This is a genomic window from Gemmatimonadaceae bacterium, from assembly GCA_036504815.1.
Taxonomy (GTDB): domain Bacteria; phylum Gemmatimonadota; class Gemmatimonadetes; order Gemmatimonadales; family Gemmatimonadaceae; genus PNKL01.
Window position 1 is genome coordinate 296,886 of the sequence record DASXUN010000012.1, and the last position, 14,968, is coordinate 311,853.

General features: G+C 68.5%; 15 protein-coding genes. 2 read left to right on the plus strand and 13 right to left on the minus strand.

Annotated elements, in window-relative coordinates; translation table 11 throughout:
• Positions 1-13: 13 nt before the first annotated feature.
• On the plus strand, positions 14-928 hold the full coding sequence (locus VGJ96_06520; protein ID HEY3286759.1) for a cation diffusion facilitator family transporter: 915 nt from the start codon (positions 14-16) through the stop codon (positions 926-928).
• Positions 929-1,032: 104 nt separating this feature from the next.
• Here VGJ96_06520 and rpmA read toward each other — a convergent pair whose 3' ends face one another.
• From rpmA to VGJ96_06550, 6 genes are all read right to left on the minus strand, one after another.
• Positions 1,033-1,290 carry a 50S ribosomal protein L27 gene (rpmA, locus tag VGJ96_06525; protein ID HEY3286760.1) on the minus strand — a complete coding sequence of 86 codons (258 nt, stop codon included), beginning with the start codon at positions 1,288-1,290 and terminating at the stop codon, positions 1,033-1,035.
• A 21-nt stretch (positions 1,291-1,311) separates the two neighbouring features.
• Entirely contained in the window at positions 1,312-1,629 is a 318-nt protein-coding gene (gene rplU / locus VGJ96_06530) for a 50S ribosomal protein L21 (protein HEY3286761.1), read from the minus strand.
• Between the two features lie 141 nt (positions 1,630-1,770).
• Positions 1,771-2,496 carry a c-type cytochrome gene (locus VGJ96_06535; protein ID HEY3286762.1) on the minus strand — a complete coding sequence of 242 codons (726 nt, stop codon included), beginning with the start codon at positions 2,494-2,496 and terminating at the stop codon, positions 1,771-1,773.
• A gap of 172 nt (positions 2,497-2,668) precedes the next feature.
• Complete coding sequence (locus VGJ96_06540) at positions 2,669-4,279, minus strand: Rne/Rng family ribonuclease (GenBank protein HEY3286763.1); 1,611 nt, start codon at positions 4,277-4,279, stop codon at positions 2,669-2,671.
• A 360-nt stretch (positions 4,280-4,639) separates the two neighbouring features.
• Positions 4,640-5,857, minus strand: coding sequence for an acyl-CoA dehydrogenase (locus VGJ96_06545; GenBank protein ID HEY3286764.1), 1,218 nt, complete (start codon positions 5,855-5,857; stop codon positions 4,640-4,642).
• A gap of 161 nt (positions 5,858-6,018) precedes the next feature.
• Complete coding sequence (locus VGJ96_06550; GenBank protein HEY3286765.1) at positions 6,019-8,496, minus strand: DUF3656 domain-containing protein; 2,478 nt, start codon at positions 8,494-8,496, stop codon at positions 6,019-6,021.
• Positions 8,497-8,617: 121 nt separating this feature from the next.
• Between VGJ96_06550 and VGJ96_06555 the strand changes: the two genes are divergently transcribed.
• Entirely contained in the window at positions 8,618-8,920 is a 303-nt protein-coding gene (locus VGJ96_06555; GenBank protein ID HEY3286766.1) for a hypothetical protein, read from the plus strand.
• A 221-nt stretch (positions 8,921-9,141) separates the two neighbouring features.
• On the opposite strand, the gene VGJ96_06560 is transcribed toward VGJ96_06555, so the two are convergent.
• From VGJ96_06560 to VGJ96_06590, 7 genes are read right to left on the minus strand one after another with little or no spacing between them, the layout of a single operon-like run.
• A complete protein-coding gene (locus tag VGJ96_06560; protein ID HEY3286767.1) occupies positions 9,142-9,306 on the minus strand; it encodes a hypothetical protein in 165 nt (54 codons plus the stop codon).
• 32 nt (positions 9,307-9,338) lie between these two features.
• Positions 9,339-10,388, minus strand: a complete 1,050-nt coding sequence (locus VGJ96_06565) for a saccharopine dehydrogenase NADP-binding domain-containing protein (GenBank protein ID HEY3286768.1) — start codon at positions 10,386-10,388, stop codon at positions 9,339-9,341.
• Between the two features lie 7 nt (positions 10,389-10,395).
• Positions 10,396-11,145: an enoyl-CoA hydratase/isomerase family protein gene (locus VGJ96_06570; protein HEY3286769.1), complete on the minus strand. Its 750-nt coding sequence runs from the start codon at positions 11,143-11,145 to the stop codon at positions 10,396-10,398.
• Positions 11,142-11,495, minus strand: a complete 354-nt coding sequence (locus VGJ96_06575; GenBank protein HEY3286770.1) for a hypothetical protein — start codon at positions 11,493-11,495, stop codon at positions 11,142-11,144. Before VGJ96_06575 ends, VGJ96_06570 begins: the two co-directional genes overlap by 4 nt.
• The gene (locus VGJ96_06580) at positions 11,495-12,856 is read right to left on the minus strand and encodes an acyclic terpene utilization AtuA family protein (GenBank protein ID HEY3286771.1); all 1,362 of its coding nucleotides are present in this window, start codon (positions 12,854-12,856) and stop codon (positions 11,495-11,497) included. Before VGJ96_06580 ends, VGJ96_06575 begins: the two co-directional genes overlap by 1 nt.
• The gene (locus VGJ96_06585) at positions 12,853-14,469 is read right to left on the minus strand and encodes a carboxyl transferase domain-containing protein (GenBank protein ID HEY3286772.1); all 1,617 of its coding nucleotides are present in this window, start codon (positions 14,467-14,469) and stop codon (positions 12,853-12,855) included. Before VGJ96_06585 ends, VGJ96_06580 begins: the two co-directional genes overlap by 4 nt.
• Positions 14,466-14,879, minus strand: a complete 414-nt coding sequence (locus VGJ96_06590) for a cobalamin B12-binding domain-containing protein (GenBank protein HEY3286773.1) — start codon at positions 14,877-14,879, stop codon at positions 14,466-14,468. Before VGJ96_06590 ends, VGJ96_06585 begins: the two co-directional genes overlap by 4 nt.
• Positions 14,880-14,968 lie beyond the last annotated feature (89 nt).

Below are 14,968 nucleotides of genomic sequence, written 5' to 3' on the forward strand. Positions count from 1 at the left end.
AGTAAATTGCGGGATGGAGAACGCCTTCGACCGCGGGGTCCGCTCCGCCCAGCTCGGCATGATCACCAACGCCGTGCTGGCGCTGGTGAAGCTGATGGCCGGCGTTCTCGGCAACTCGTACGCGCTCGTCGCCGACGCCGTGGAGTCGTCGGCCGACATCTTCTCGTCGCTCATCGTGTGGGGCGGACTGCGCATCGCGAGCCGCGATCCCGATGACGACTACCCGTTCGGGTACGGAAAGGCCGAGACCGTGGCCACCGCCACGGTGTCGCTCATGCTGGTGGGCGCGGCCGCGGGCATTGCCGTCGAGGCGCTCCGCGAGATCCGCACGCCGCATCACGCGCCGGCCCCCTGGACGCTCATCGTGCTCGTCGCGGTCGTCGTGACGAAGGCGCTGCTCGCCCGCCGCGTGGGACATGTGGGAAGCGCGGTCGGGAGCTCGGCCGTCAAGGCCGACGCCTGGCACCACCTCTCGGACGCCATCACCAGCGCCGCCGCATTCATCGGCATCTCCATCGCCGTGTGGAAGGGCGCCGGATGGGAGTCGGCGGACGACTGGGCCGCGCTGGTGGCCGCGTGCGTGATCTCGTACAACGGGCTTTCCATGCTGCGCACGTCGCTCCGCGACCTGATGGACCATCATCCCGGCGAGGAGATCGTCCTGCCGGTGCGGCGGGTGGCGGAAGCCGTGCCCGGCGTCGCCGCCATCGAGAAGCTGCTGGTCCGCCGCTCCGGGATCTCGTTTCACGTCGAGATCCACGTGCAGGCCGACCCCGCAATGTCACTCGTCGCCGCGCACGCGCTGGGCGGGATCGTCAAGAGCACCATTCGTGAGGCACAGCCCCGAGTGCGCGGAGTGCTCGTGCATATGGAGCCGTATGATCACAAGCAGACGGGAGACGGAAGACGAGAGACGGGAGACAGATGATCGCGGATTATCTCCCGTCTTCCGTCTTCTAGCTTCCGTCTGCCGCCGCCACGCAAAAGGGCCCGCTGATCCCAGCGGGCCCTTGTCGCGTTCACCAAGCGAGCTTATGCCGCCGGATAGACCGACACCTTGTAGCGGCTCTTGCTCTTGTGCTCGAACTTCACCACGCCGTCGATGAGGGCGAAGATGGTGTAGTCCGTGCCCAGCCCGACGTTGTTGCCGGGATGCCACTTGGTGCCGCACTGACGGAGAATGATGTTCCCCGCCACGACCTGCTCACCGCCGTACTTCTTGATGCCGCGGAACTTCGGATTCGAATCGCGGCCGTTGCGGGAGGAGCCGACGCCTTTCTTATGAGCCATATGTTCCTCTCGTGTAGCGACTCACCCGAGGGTGATGTCGCGGACCTTGATTTCGGTGAAGCCCTGCCGGTGACCCTGCTTGCGCGCGTAGTTCTTGCGGCGGCGGAACTTGAAGACGACGATCTTGTCGCCGCGGCCCTGCTTGGTGATGTCGGCCGTCACCTTGGCCCCGCTCAGCGTCGGAACGCCAGCGCGAACGGTGGAGCCGTCGGAACCGAGCAGCACTTCGGTGAACTCAACGTGCGTACCCACATCGCCCGGAAGCGACGGAATGCGCAGCGACTTGCCCGGCTCAACACGATACTGCTTGCCGCCGGTGCGAATGATGGCGTAGGACATGGAAGGACTCGAAAAAGCTAAGACTGACAGCGAGCCTAGAATGATACCGGGGCTCGTTACCCTAGTCAAGTCCTACGGAGGATTGAGGATAGGGAATCCGGAATACGGCTTAGGAACTCGATTCCGGATGGCGATTGGCGATTACCGGGCCCTGGCCTGCCGCAGCACAAAACTGGTCACATTGGCCACTTCCTGGTCGGTCAACCCGCTCCGCCTCCCGCCGTCGGACATATGCCCCCGCAAGAAGCCCGCGAAGGTCTGCCAGTTCGCCAGATCCGACGCGATCGTGAAGCTGCGCCGGCCCCAGACGGGGCCACCCTTGGCCGTCCCCTGGCCGTACACGCCATGGCAGGCGGCGCACTGGGCCCTCCAAACCTTGCCTCCGTCCGCCGAGTTCCCCGTCATTACCGTCACCGTGTCATCGCCCTGTCCCTCGACGTGCCCGCCGAGGCGGACGCCGCGGGAGAGGAAGGCGATGTACGCCACCAGCGCCTCCATCTGCGGATCGTCGGGCCGCAGCGTGGGAGCCCTGAGGTTGCGGCGCAGGCAGAGGTTGATGCGTTCATGGACCGTCAGCACGCCCCCGCGGACATCGACCCGCGGATACTTGGCGTAGGCCCCCACCCACGGGAGCGCCCCGCGTTTCGTTCCGGCGTCCAGATGGCAGCTCACGCACCGCAGCGCGCTCGCACGCCCCAGGTGCATCGAGTCCCGGGTCGCCGTCGCGATGGCCCGTCCGCGCCGGATGGCGACACCAAGGGCATCGCCAGGAATCAGCGAGTCGGCCGGCACGACGAACACGGCCGTGTCCACCTCCGGACGCGGCGCCGGCGCGGCCGGAACGAGGGTCACCATGCCGCCGAGCACGCGGCGCGGGGGCTCTGCTCGCTCGGCTCGACAGGCGCTGAGGAGGAAAAGTGCGACGGTGAGAGATGGCAGATGGCGGATGGCGGATGGCGGATAACTGCGCCTTCCCGTCGCGCCGCTGCGCGTTTGATCGGCCGTCAGCCTTCTGCCATCAGCCATCAATCGGCCCCCCTCACGCCACCGCGTACTGCTGCGTCACATCCCGCCCCGCCCCCTTCACCACCAGCTTGAACTCGTCGGGACGCAGCAGCGGATCGTCGCGCATCTCGACCGAGAAGCCGAGTCCCTTCTCGAGCTTCTTCATCAGGTCGGACTCCTGCTCGAGCACATACATCGCCGTGTCCGGATGCAGCCGCACCAGCAGGTGGTCGCGGCGCCCTTCGGCCGCCATGCGGCGCACCGAGCGTTCCATGCGGCGCACGATGGTCTCCGCCGTGAAGACACGCCCGGTGCCGTGGCAGACGTCGCACGGCTCCGTCATGGACTGCAGATGGCTCTGGCGCACGCGTTGCCGCGTCATCTCGATGAGCCCCAGGTCGCTGACGGCGAACGCCTTGGTGCGCGCCCGGTCGCGGCCGAGATGCGTGCGCAGTTCCTGCAGCACCTTGTCGCGATTCTGCTTCGACTCCATGTCGATGAAATCGGCGACGATGATGCCGCCCACGTCGCGCAGGCGCATCTGCCGCGCCACCTCGCGCGCGGCCTCGATGTTCGTCTTGAGAATCGTCTTTTCCGGATCCTTCTTCCCGGTGTACCGCCCCGAGTTGACGTCGATGCTGACCAGCGCCTCGGTGGGTTCAATGATGAGATAGCCGCCCGACGGGAGGTCGCAGCGCCGCTTGAAGAGGTCGCGGATCTCGCTCTCGACACCGGAATGGTCGAACAGCCCCTTCTTGTCCTCGTAGAGCTGGACGCGATCCACGAGTTCGGGGGCGATGCCGTTCAGGTACTCGATGATCTCGTTGTGCAGCTGCCGCGAATCGACCGTGAGGCGGTCCACCTTGGTGGAGAACAGGTCGCGGATGATGCCGCGGGTGAGCGACGTCTCCCGGTGCAGCAGCTTGGGCGGCTTGCCCACGAACCGCGTCTTCTTGTTGATGCGGTTCCACTGCCCGATGAGGGTGTCGAGCTCGCGCTTGAACGTCTCCTGCGTGACGTCCTCGCCCACGGTGCGCACGATCACGCCGCCCGAGTTCTTGGGCATCACGCTCTCCACCTGCCCGCGCAGGCGCTGGCGCTCGGCCCGGTCGCCGATCTTGCGCGAGACGCCGACACGTGAGGCGAAGGGCATGTAGACCAGGAAGCGCCCGGCCAGCGAGACCTGCGCGGTCACGCGCGGCCCCTTGGTCGAGATGGGCTCCTTGGAGACCTGGACGATGATCTCCTGCCCCTTCTTCAGGGCGTCCTGGATCTGCGGGGGTTCCTTGCGACGGCGGCGGCCACGCGGCTTGGACGGCGCGGCCGGCGCATCGTCAGCCGCCGCCTCGACGCTGTCGGGCTGGTCGACGTCCGCCGGCTCCTCGGGCTCGTCGTCCGCATCCTCGTCGTCGTCTTCGTCGTACGCGAGGTCGGAGTTGTGCAGGAAGGCGCTCTTGTCCGTGCCGATGTCCACGAATGCCGCCTGCAACCCAGGCAGCACCGCTTCCACCTTGCCCCAGTAGATGTCGCCCACCATCCGGCGTGCCTCCGGACGGTCTACCTGCAGCTCAACGAGCTGGTCGTCCTCGAGGATGGCAACGCGCACTTCCCGCTGCGTTGCCGAGATGAGGATTTCTCTTTTCATGGATGAACGCGCCGGACGCGGGCGAGGGCGACCGCACTCGCGCCGTCCGGCGGCGTGGCAAGAGGGTGGCGTGGTTCAGGACGAAGGACATCCCACGGATGCCATCGCCCCGACGCACAACAGTCGGATGTGTCTCCCCCAGCCGCGCGATCGTGCACGCAATGGCCGCCAGGAACGCGTGTCCACCCATGGCCGCTGCACGCTGCAGCGCCATGACGGCACGGTCCGGGACAGTACGACCTTGCGAGCGATCGGGCACAGAAGCTCCGCCAGACGCCTGGGTGAGTGAATCCGTGGGCCTGCGGTCGCCAGTCCACGGAGGGTCCTGCAGCGGGGACGACCCGCCCTAGGATGGGTAACCTAGGCGCCGTGATCCCGCAACATCTGCCGCGAGATGACGACCCGCTGGATTTCGCTGGTCCCCTCGCCGATTTCGCAGACCTTGGCGTCGCGCATCATCCGTTCCACCGGATAGTCCTTGGTGTAGCCGTATCCGCCGTGGATCTGCACAGCCTTGGTCGTGGCGCGCATGGCGAGTTCCGAGCAGAAGAGCTTGGCCATGCTCGCTTCCTTGCGATACGGCTTGCCGTGCTGCGCCAGCCAGGCCGCGTGGTACACGAGGTGCTTCCCCGCCTCGACCTCGGTGGCCATGTCGGCCAGCTGGAACGACACGCCCTGGAACTGCGCGATGGCCTGCCCGAACTGACGGCGCTCGGTGCTGTACTTGAGCGCTTCGTTGAGCGCCCCTTCCGCGAGGCCCAGCGAGAGCGCCGCCACCCCCACGCGCCCGGCGTCGAGCGTCTGCATGAAGTTGACGAACCCCTGCCCTTCCTCGCCGAGCCGGTTCTCGACCGGCACCTCGACGTCCTCGAAGATCAGCTCGCGGGTATCCGACGCGCGCCAGCCGAGCTTGTCCTCCTTCTTGCCCGACCGGAAACCCTTCATCGCCGGCAATTCGTCACTGTGCCCGATGCCGAAGCGACGCGCGGCGTCGAGGTCGCACGTCTCCTTGGTCAGGATGAACGCGCTGATGCCCTTGGTGCCGCGCGTCGCGTCAGTCACGGCGGTGACGAGAAAGATCTCGCCCACGCCGCCGTGCGTGATGAACCGCTTGGTGCCGTTCAGCACGTAGCGATCGCCCTTGCGCACCGCGGTCGTGCGCGTGCCACCGGCGTCGCTGCCGGCCCCCGGCTCCGTGAGGCCGAAGCCGCCGATGACCTTCCCCGACGCAAGCAACGGCACGTACCGCGCCTTCTGCTCGGCCGACCCAAAATGCACGATGGGCGAAGTCCCCAGGGTCGTATGGGCCGAAATGGTGATCGCGTGCGACGCGCACACCTTCGCCATCTCGTGGATGGCGATGGTATACGCGAGCGTATCGAAGCCCGTGCCGCCCAGTTCCTCCGGCCAGGGAATGCCGAGGAGACCCAGGTCGGCCATGCCCTTCACCGTAGCCCACGGAAACGCCTGCGATTCGTCATGCCGCGCCGCGATCGGCGCGACCTCGTCGCGGGCAAAGGCGCCCACCATCTCACGAACGGCACGATGCTGCTCATTGAAGTACAGATGGTCGTCCATGGGCCCCGGCTCCCCAGTGTGGACCAGCAGAGTCATTGCGGTCGCCCGTGCGACGGGCGGCGCGCAGGAAGATAGTGCGGCGACGATGCGAATGAGGAGGCGTCATCCCGGATCGGGCGCGGGGGCGGCGCGCCGACATGCGGCACGCCCCCCGCAACCGCCTAGACGGCGCGGGCGAAGTGGCCGCGGGTGTACTGGTCGCCGAGGATTGTCCGCACGCCCTGGAGTTCGGGCGCCTCCCCCGCGGCCAGCGCATCGAGCATCTGCCGGTACGCCCCCATGATCTCGGCCACCGGTTCACCCCGCACGTTGAACACGGCGCGGTAGCTGCGGATCCCAGACCGCCAGAGGCGCGGGAGATACTGCGATCCGTCCACGGGCCGAGAGTGCAGCAGGCGGTTGCGGCAGGCGCTGTCGGTCGCGACCGGGAAGGTGTAGCCGGTGGGATCCGTGAGTTCGACGTTCGTATGCTTCTGCACGCACAGGTCACGGCACGTCGCCGGCTCGCGGTCGAACGCCGCCGACAGGACACAGTGCTCCATGTTCATCCCCTCCGGACGTCCGAAGAGGAAGACCTCGAAGCCGACGCCGTGCCACGGCGCCACGAGCTGCGCGATCTCGTCGGCGGTCAACTCCACGGATGCGGTGATCCGACCGGCGCCGTAGGTGAACAGCTCGCGGGCGGTGTGTCCGTTGAAGCAGTTGACGGCGTAGTCCGCGACCACGTCGCGCCCCGCACCCGCCAATTCGGCCACGAGCCCCAGGTGGCCGCTGAGCAGCGGCAGGCCCAGGTCGAGCCACGGCTGTATCGCGCGACGTTCCTCCGGACGCACGACGCTCGGAGTGCGGAGCCGGAGCGCGGTCCCCTGCGCTGACAGTTCGGCCGCGAGGGCCGTGACGCGCGCACGCGGCGGCGCCGGATGCCGCAGGAAGGGGTCGAGCACCACTTCCGTGGCGCCGGCCCGCGCCGCCGTGCGCGCATCGTCGAGATCGAAAACCTCGGCGGAGAGATTGAACGTCGGCACCGCGCCCTCACCCACAGGCTCCAGTCGCACCGCGTGCGCGATGCGTTCCGCCCGCTCGGCGACGACGGCACTGTGCGCCCAGTCGCGCCGCTGCGCGAGCTCCTCCGTGGCGCGCTGGCGCATACGGTTCAGTTCCGACACCGGGAGGAAGAGCCCTGTGCCCAGCCCGGACGCGTCGAGGTCGCCGAGCACGAACGGCGTTTCGCCGAGCCGGCCGAACTGCTCGCGCAGCTGCGCGGCGTCCAGTGCGCGCTTGGACGCGGGAGCGAGCGTGGCGTCGGAATGCTCCGTGGTGGCCTCACCGTCCGCCGAGAGGATCGCCTTCAGTGGCGCACCGGCCGCGCCGAAGAGGCGCACGTCGAGGCGCACGCGCTTCGCCCGCCCCTCGTCGGCGAGCGCCGCAAAGGACGAGCGCGCCGCACCGAGCAACTGCGCATCGCTGGTGCGGAAGACGCGCCATCCCGGACTGACCCGCATGCGCGTGGCGATCACCTGCCGCCATCGGCCCTCGTGACGCTGTTCCGTGCGCACCTCGGTGACGCCGAAGCCGACGCTCTCGGCGTGACCGCCGCCCGGCGGTTCGAAACCGAGGCCATCGCCGACGGCGACTGGCGCGATGACGTCGACCAGCAGCTCGCCGTCGCGCTGTTCCAGCACCTCGCCCAGTTCGAGCCCGCGGTTATCCGGCTGCGTGCGCGTGACGTAATCACGTCCCGCGCGGCCGCCGTACATGCCGCCGGTGAACCCGCGGCTGAAGATCTGCACGAGCGGCCGTGTCTCCTCGAACGCCGGCGGTGCGAAGTTGCCGTGCGCCACCCGGTCGAGCCACTCGCGATAGCCCTTGGTGACCGTGGCGACGTACTCGGGCTTCTTCTTGCGCCCCTCCACCTTGAGGCAGACGATGCCGGCCTCCGCGATCTCGGCCAGGTGATCGAAGGCGCCCAGGTCGCGCGCCGAGATCAGGTAGCCGCGGTCGAGCTCGGCGCGGGTGTCGGCATCGGTGAGGATGTAGTCCTTGCGGCAGCTCTGCGCGCACGAGCCACGGTTGGCGCTCCGCTCGGAGATCATCCCCGACATGAAGCACTGCCCGCTGTACGAGATGCAAAGGGCGCCGTGCACGAAGCTCTCGAGGCCGAGGCCGGGCACGGCCTCGCGAATCGCGCGGATGTCGTCGAGCGTATTCTCGCGCGCCAGCACCACGCGGCCGACGCCGAGTCGTTCCATGACGCGCGCGCCGCTGGCGTCGTGCACAGTCATCTGGGTGGAGCCATGGATCTCGAATCCGGGATATACGGCCTGGATTAGCCGGACGAGTCCGATGTCCTGCACAATGGCCGCGTCGATGCCGCGGTCGATGCACTCGCCCAGGTAGGTAAGGCAGTCCACCAGTTCCGCGGGTTTGACCAAGGTGTTGAGCGTCATGTAGACGCGCACGCCATGGCCGTGGGCGATCTGGCAGGCCGTCGTGAGGTCGTCGAGCGAGAGCTGGGCGCCTTCGTCGCGCGCATTGAACTTGGACGCGCCGAGATAGACCGAGTTCGCGCCGTTCGCGACGGCGGCGCGCACGGCATCCACGCTCCCGGCGGGAGCCAGCAGTTCCGGAATGGAGGGCATTGTCCGTAAGATAGCGGGTCCCCGGAGCGCCAGCCCGCGGTCAGGGGCCAACGGTGGCAGGCCGGGACGCCGTGAAACCGCATGCCATGCGCGCGCGTAGAGAGGTCAACCGGAGGGGACCATGCTCACGTTCGTACTGTCCACGGCAGTTGTACTGGTCGGCGCCATCATGGGTTATGGCACCGCGCGGCGCTTCGTGCGCGACCGCTTGCGCTATGTGGACGGCGCGCACAAGCCGTCCATCCCGTGGGTCGTCGGCATCGCCTCGTTTCTCGTCGCCCTGCCGATCCTGAACTTCGTGTCCATCCTGCCGCTCATCCATCTGGGCGCCGGCGCCGCGGTCGCGCTGGGCGCGAGCGTGGGGCTAGGGGTGAAGGCGGGCTCGCGCGACATCCGCGAGGGGCGGTACGAGTTGCATTCGTAAGAGGCAGACGGGAGACGGAAGACGGGAGACGGAAGACGTGGGGGAATGACTCACGCGTCCGCGGAGGGGATGTCGAAGCCCGGCGGCCTTTGGCCTGCCGGGCTTCATTCGCATGGTCTTGTCTCAGCTCACCGCCGCGCGATCGCGGCCCGTACGGCGGCCTCGGCGTCCAGCACCCTGAATCCGTCGCGGTCCGTCGCGGTCCGCGCGAGGAGGTCGCGTTACGCCGGCGGGGGCGCCTCTTTCCAGAAACGCATGAACCAGGCGACAGCCACCAAGCCCAGGCCGGCCCATCGGAAGCCGGTCATCTCGAGCCGCACGCCGACGAAGAAGAGCACGAGGCCCACCAGCGAGATCGTCAGCTTCAGTCTGGTACGAGACGTCATTGGGTTACCTCGTCAACTTGAGTCGCGTGGAATCACTCGTCGGTGCGCGAACAGCCGGGGACACGCAAAATGAAGTCGGCGCCGAAGGCGCGCGACGGCGTCTGAAATCCCGGCACGGCGCCACCGTCCACCACCACCCGGGCCGCGAGCGCGGCCGTCTTGGCCGTCAGCGTGTAGCCGTCGGGGGTCTGCAGGCGCGACACGACCGTTCGGCCGGCGCCGTCGCGCGCCTCGCCCCACAGCGACGCGGTCGCGCGCGCCCGTGCCTCGGCGGACGGCCCGGGTGGACGCCGGCGAATCACGTCGATCATCCTGGCACGCATCCATCGCGTGCGGAGCAGCGGCGCGAGGAACCGTGAAAGCCTGAGCATGCGGACGGTCTCCGGGGAGACCGCCGTATACACCGCGATGTCCGGAATGCCGGTGCTGTGGTAGGCGGTGGAGACGTCGCCCCACGGGATCGTCACCGTGAGGCGTTCCCTGCCGCCCAGCACGATGCGGCGCGTCCGCCAGGCCGGGGGCACCGGCACGATGCGTCCGCCGCGGCGCACCGCGCCGGGTCCGCCCGCGTTCTCCGCCATCGTCGTCGCGGTGCCGCGCGACACGCCGCTTCCGCCGTGGAAGGCGAGATCGAGCGAAGTCGCCGATGGGAGCCGCCCCTTCAGGTGCGCGGCGAGACAGTCACTGGGCACGACGTCGAAGCCAGCGCCCGGCAGGAGCATCACGCCGGCGGCGCGCGCTTCGGCATCCCGCGCGGCGAGCGCCTCAAAGACGGCGATCTCACCCGTGATGTCCAGGTAGTGCGCGCCATTGCGCAGACAGGCGTCGGCCATCGGACGCGACGTTCGCGCAAACGGTCCCGCGCAGTGAATCACCACGGTCGCGCCGTGCAGCAGCCGGTTCAGCGCCGCGGCGTCGTCGAGCGCGGCCGCCTGCCACTCGAGCCCCGACAGGGCGGCCAGCGCCTGCACCGCATTGGCGTTGCGCCCGGCCAGCACCGGCCGCAGGCCCAGGGCGAGGCACTCCTCGATGACGAGTTGCCCCGTGTATCCGGTCGCGCCGTACAGGATCACCGCAGCCATGACGTGATCACGGATGGACGCGCGGCGGTTTCTCCGCCGCCCGCGCTTCCGCGCTCGTCTTGGCGCCTTCGTCGATGCTGTCGCGGAAGGTCATGCCGTCGAGCGCGTAGAAGAGCTGCTTGGTGTACGCCATGCCACGGGAGGAGTGCGACGCGAGACCCAGCACGATGCGTTCGACCTCGCCGTCGAAGGCGGCCGTGCTGAGCACGCGGCTCACGAGGCCGATGCGCTCGGCCTCCGCCGCCTTCACCATGCGACCGCTCGCCACGAGATCGAAGGCGTGCTTCTCGCCAACCGAACGGCGCAGCATGGTCATCACCATGGCCGGAATGGCACCGAGCCGAATCTCGGGATAGCCGAAGACGGCGTCCTCGCGCGCCAGCACGACGTCGCAGGCAGTGGCCAGTCCGGCCCCGCCGGCGATGGCGCGCCCCTGCACCGCCGCCACCACCGGCTTGGACATCTGCCGAATGCCAAGAAACAACCGGCCCATCGCCAGCACGTCCTCGTCGCCGCCGCCTTCCGTCGCTTCGAGCGTCGCCGACAGCTCGGCGAGATCCGACCCCGCGCAGAAGTGGTCGCCCTCACCGGCAATCAGCACCGCCCGCACCTCGCCATCATGCTCGAACTCATCGAGGGCGTGCCGCAACTCGATGACGGTCTGGGGGTCGAGCGCGTTCTGATGCGAGGGACGGGCGAGCGTCGCGCGCCCGATGCCACCGTACATCGCGATGCGAAGCCGCGGCTCCTCGCTCATGGGGCCGCCGGCAGCCGCGCCGCGCGTGCCTCATCGTCCGGAACCTCGAGTTCCATGCGCAGCAGCGCGGTGGAGTAGACCTTGCCCTGCGCGTCGGTCTTCAGCGACAGCGTGCCGCCGCCATCGAGCGCCCCGTGCAGCAGGAAGTTCAGCGCGTTGAGGTTCGGGAGCTCAAAGCGATCCACGCCGCCCTCGATGACGCCGGCAAAGTGCCGCGCCACGCGATCGCGGGTGAGGTGTCGTTCAAGCACCGCGTACCACTCCGGGCGCAGGGCGATGACGCCGACGTTGGCCGTGTCACCCTTGTCGCCCGATCGCGCATGCGCGATGTCGAGAAGCCGTACCCGCATCAGCGGACCTCCACGCGCGTCTGCACCACCGTCTTGTCCACCAGCGCCGGCCAGTACGCGACGATTTCCTCGACTTTCGGCCGGCCGCCCGCGAAGCCCGTGACGCTCGGCGGACCGTTCAGCACCAGCGGCACGATTTCGCGGGTGAACCGCTCGACCTTCTTCTTGTCGGCATCGCGCACGCCGATGCGATACTGCACCTCGGGCGCCTGCCGTCCGGCGTCCCCTGCCAGCGGCCCGTGCGTCGCCGATGCCCCCACGAACTCGCTGAGAACCTTCTCGAACTTAAGGCCGAGGCGGTCGAGGCGCTCGCGCAGCACGCGATCGGCCAGTTGCGCCTTTTCGAGGGCGTCGGGCCAGGCATACACGAGCGATCCGACCGCCTTGTAACCCGAACGGTAGGCAATCGAAACCTTCAGCTTGTCGGTGGCCGGCGCGCCCTTAATGCCGTGCACGCGGACGCGATCGGCACCGGCCGGTTCCAGGCGGATGGACGTGAAGTCGGCCACGACGTCGGGCGTGATGTACGCGTGCGGGTCGCCCATTTCGTACACCAACTGCTCGCTGACGGTCTGCACGCTCACGCGCCCACCCGTCCCGGCGTGCTTCGTGACCACGAACGTGCCATCGGCCGAACCCTCGACGATCGGGTAACCGACGTCCGCCAGGTTCGGGATGTCGCGCCAGTCGTGGAGGCAGTTGCCGCCCGAGCATTGCGCGCCGCACTCGATGATGTGTCCGGCGATGATGCCGGCCGCCAGCCTGTCCCAGTCGGCGGCGCCCCACCCGAACTCGTGGCGCAACGGCGCCATCGTCAGCGCCGTGTCCGTGGAGCGCCCGGTGATCACGACATTGGCACCCTTCGCCAGCGCCTCGACGATGGCAGTGGAACCGATGTACGCATTGGCCGCAATCACGCGATCGCGCACCAGCGACAGCGGTTCCCCGGTGTCCATGTTGCGCAGTTCGTGCCCCGAGGCGAGCAGCTCCTCGAGGCGCGGCAGCAGGTTGTCGCCGGTGACGATGCCGATGCGCAGCGCGCCGGCGCGCCCGGCGCGCTCGGCCATCGCCTGCACCGCCGCCGCGCACCCTTCGGGGTTCACGCCGCCCGCGTTCGCGATGACCTTGACGCCGCGATCGGCGACGGCCGTCAGCACGCTCTCCATCGCGCCCACGAAATCGCGGGCATATCCCATGGCCGGGTCGCGTTCCTTCTGCTTCTGCAGAATGGACATCGTGACTTCAGCCAGGTAGTCGAGCATCAGGTAGTCGATTGGCCCGCCCTCGACCTGCCGGCGCGGCGCCTCCGGCCAGTCGCCCCAGAAACCCTGCCCGCCCGCGACCCGCACCACCCTGCTCACGCCTCACCTCCAAGCCGACTCGGCAGCACGAACGGTCCCAGATGGGGCCCCGGATTCTGCCAGGCCGCGCGGAGCGCGATGCCGAGCACCGTGCGCGTGTCCTCGGGATAGACGATGGTGTCCACGAAGCCCCGCGCCGCCGCATAGCGCGCGTCGAGCTGATGTTCGTAGTCGGCGCGCATCGCCTCGACCGCCGCCTTGAGATCGTCCGACGGATCGAAGCCAGCCTTGCGCGCCTCCTCGAGCGACGGGCCGTGCACGGCCTGCACCGCCGACTCGCCTTCCATCACCGCCATCCGGCCGGTCGGCCACGAGAAGATGAAATCGGGGTCGAATCCCTGTCCGGCCATCGCGTAGTAGCCCGCGCCCGACGCGTGGTTGATCGTGAGCACGATCTTCGGCACCGACGTGGTGGCCATCGCCTCGACGAAATGCGCGCCGGCGCGGATGATCCCCGCGTGCTCCGCGTCCTTGCCGACCATGAAGCCCGACACATCCTGCACGAAGAGCAGCGGGATGCCGTGGCGATCGCAGCGCTGGATGAAGTACGCGACCTTCTCGGCGCTTTCCGTGTAGATGATGCCGCCGAAGCGCGCGCCCTCGCCGTGCGGCCCCTTCACGAGATGCCGCAGGTTGGCCACGACGCCCACCGGCGTTCCCTCGATGCGCGCGTCGCCGCAGATCATCTCGCGGGCGATTTCGGGCTGGAACTCATCGAGCGCGCCGTCGTCGAGCAGGGTGCGCAGCACCGCGTGCATGTCGTATTGCATGCGGTGGTCGTTTGGCAGCAGTTCGTAGAGCGCGGCGGGATCATCGCCGGGCGTCGCGTCGGGATCGTAGGGCGCCACGCGCTCGGGCGGCGCCAGCCGTCCGACCAGATCGCGGATCTTCGCCAGGCACGCCTCGTCGTCGTCCACGGCATAGTGGGCAACGGCGGAGATCTGCGTATGGGTGCTCGCGCCGCCGAGCGTCTCGGCGTCGATGACGGCTCCTGTTGCGCCCTTCACCAGGTTCGGGCCGCCCAGTCCCATGAACGACGTGCCCTTCACCATCAGGATCTCGTCACTCAGCGCCGGCAGGTAGGCGCCGCCCGCAATGCACGGACCCATCACCGCGGCGATCTGCGGGATGTGGAGGAAGCGGCGCATGATGGAGTTGTAATAGAAGATCCGCGCCGCGCCGTACTGCCCCGGAAAGACGCCACCCTGATACGGCAGGTTCACGCCGGCCGAGTCCACCAGGTAGATGATCGGCAGATGCGAGCGCATGGCGCATTCCTGCGCGCGCAGGATCTTGCCGATGGTCTCCGGCCACCACGATCCCGCCTTGACGGTGGCGTCGTTGGCCACCACCACGCAGGGGCGGCACCCGATGTGGATGATCCCGGTGACGACGCCCGCGGCGGGGGCCTCCCCACCGTACTGGTCATGCGCCACCAGCAGGCCGAACTCGACGAGGGGCGTGTCGGCGTCCTTCAGGCGCGCAATGCGCTCACGCGCCGTCAGCTTTCCCTGCCGGTGCTGCCGTTCAATCTTCTCGGGACCGCCGCCCAGCCGGAGCCGCTGCTCGAGCTCACGCGCCGCGGCGCTCGCGTCGGCCAGCCGCGTGTTCACGCGTCCTGCGCCTGGCGCTCGGCGTACCAGTCGCGGATGTACGCGATGAGGTCCGTGGTGGGCGTCCCCGGCCCGAAGAGACGGCCGACGCCCAGGGCCGCCAGCTTGTCCATGTCTTCCTTGGGGATGATGCCGCCGCCCGTGATCAGGATGTCGTCCCGCCCCTGCTCCGACAGCAGCTCGCGGACACGGGGGAAGAGCGTCATATGGGCGCCGGAGAGGATGGAGAGTCCGACGACGTCCACGTCCTCCTGCACCGCCGCGCTCGCGATCATCTCGGGCGTCTGGTGCAGGCCGGTGTAGATGACTTCCATGCCCGCGTCGCGCAGGGCGGCCGCGACCACCTTCGCCCCTCGATCGTGACCGTCGAGTCCGGGCTTTGCAACGAGCACTCGGATGGGTCTGTCCATAGCGGAGGAAATAAACCGCCGTGCCCCGATGCGGCAATAGAAGGAGGTGGAATTCGGTTGCCACGCGGGTACCTTGTTGATGTCCTGCC

Coding starts and splice junctions, on each gene's coding strand:
- VGJ96_06520 (HEY3286759.1), top strand. CDS start 14: ATGGAGAACGCCTTCGACCGCGGGGTCCGCTCCGCCCAGCTCGGCATG.
- rpmA (HEY3286760.1), bottom strand. CDS start 1,290: ATGGCTCATAAGAAAGGCGTCGGCTCCTCCCGCAACGGCCGCGATTCG.
- rplU (HEY3286761.1), bottom strand. CDS start 1,629: ATGTCCTACGCCATCATTCGCACCGGCGGCAAGCAGTATCGTGTTGAG.
- VGJ96_06540 (HEY3286763.1), bottom strand. CDS start 4,279: ATGAAAAGAGAAATCCTCATCTCGGCAACGCAGCGGGAAGTGCGCGTT.
- VGJ96_06545 (HEY3286764.1), bottom strand. CDS start 5,857: ATGGACGACCATCTGTACTTCAATGAGCAGCATCGTGCCGTTCGTGAG.
- VGJ96_06550 (HEY3286765.1), bottom strand. CDS start 8,496: ATGCCCTCCATTCCGGAACTGCTGGCTCCCGCCGGGAGCGTGGATGCC.
- VGJ96_06555 (HEY3286766.1), top strand. CDS start 8,618: ATGCTCACGTTCGTACTGTCCACGGCAGTTGTACTGGTCGGCGCCATC.
- VGJ96_06560 (HEY3286767.1), bottom strand. CDS start 9,306: ATGACGTCTCGTACCAGACTGAAGCTGACGATCTCGCTGGTGGGCCTC.
- VGJ96_06565 (HEY3286768.1), bottom strand. CDS start 10,388: ATGGCTGCGGTGATCCTGTACGGCGCGACCGGATACACGGGGCAACTC.
- VGJ96_06570 (HEY3286769.1), bottom strand. CDS start 11,145: ATGAGCGAGGAGCCGCGGCTTCGCATCGCGATGTACGGTGGCATCGGG.
- VGJ96_06575 (HEY3286770.1), bottom strand. CDS start 11,495: ATGCGGGTACGGCTTCTCGACATCGCGCATGCGCGATCGGGCGACAAG.
- VGJ96_06590 (HEY3286773.1), bottom strand. CDS start 14,879: ATGGACAGACCCATCCGAGTGCTCGTTGCAAAGCCCGGACTCGACGGT.